We start from the raw sequence: 647 nt of genomic DNA on the forward strand, positions 1-647 counted from the left end.
AGCCCCGCCCGGGCGGGCCTTGCGGGCGGGGCTGCCGGAGTCGGCGAGGGTGGGCAGCGGTGCGAGGTCCTGGCCGCGCTCGGCGGCGGTGACGAACACGTCGAGCGTGCGGTCGAGGCCGGCCAGCGCGGCGGCGAACTCCTCGTCCTCGCCCGCGAACGGCAGGTCGACCCAGCCGCCGGCGAGGTCGAGGCCGTGGCGGGAGAGGCGCTCGTCGAGCTCGGCGCCCTGGCCGAGGAGACCGACGGGGCCCAGGTCGATGCCCTGGTATCCGGCTTCGCTGATCCAGCGGGCGAGCTGCTCCCCGTCGGGGAGGGCCACGAGGTCCGGTCGAGCGAGTTCGAAGACTCCGTAGCTCACCGGCGCGTTCGCGATGCGGATCACGCGTTGTCCTTTCTCCATTGAATGGTCGAACCCTGGGTTCGTCTCGAATGTTAGCAGGTCATGACATATGCATCAATCGTCCTCCGAGAACCCCTGCACCACGACCGAGCGCACCCCGTCGAGGCGGGCGATCGCGTCGATCAGCTCGGAGCGCGACCCCGGCTCGGCCTCCGCGAACTCGAGCGTCGCCCGCATGTCCGCCTCACCGTGGATCCGCGCGGCACCGAGCAGTGTGGCGGGCAGCCCCCGCCGCTCGGTGCCGC

Annotated in this window: 1 protein-coding gene and 1 pseudogene; both read right to left on the reverse strand. The window is 72.2% G+C overall.

What is annotated here, in order from left to right:
- Nucleotides 1-384: pseudogene (locus tag DW299_RS18890) on the reverse strand (sugar phosphate isomerase/epimerase family protein); the annotation flags it as partial.
- A gap of 72 nt (nt 385-456) precedes the next feature.
- Nucleotides 457-647, reverse strand: a 191-nt coding sequence (locus DW299_RS18895) for a hypothetical protein (RefSeq protein ID WP_168443075.1), incomplete at its 5' end; no start/stop codon positions are given.

Source organism: Microbacterium sp. K35, from assembly GCF_004794375.1.
In the GTDB taxonomy this organism is placed as follows: Bacteria; Actinomycetota; Actinomycetes; order Actinomycetales; family Microbacteriaceae; genus Microbacterium; species Microbacterium sufflavum.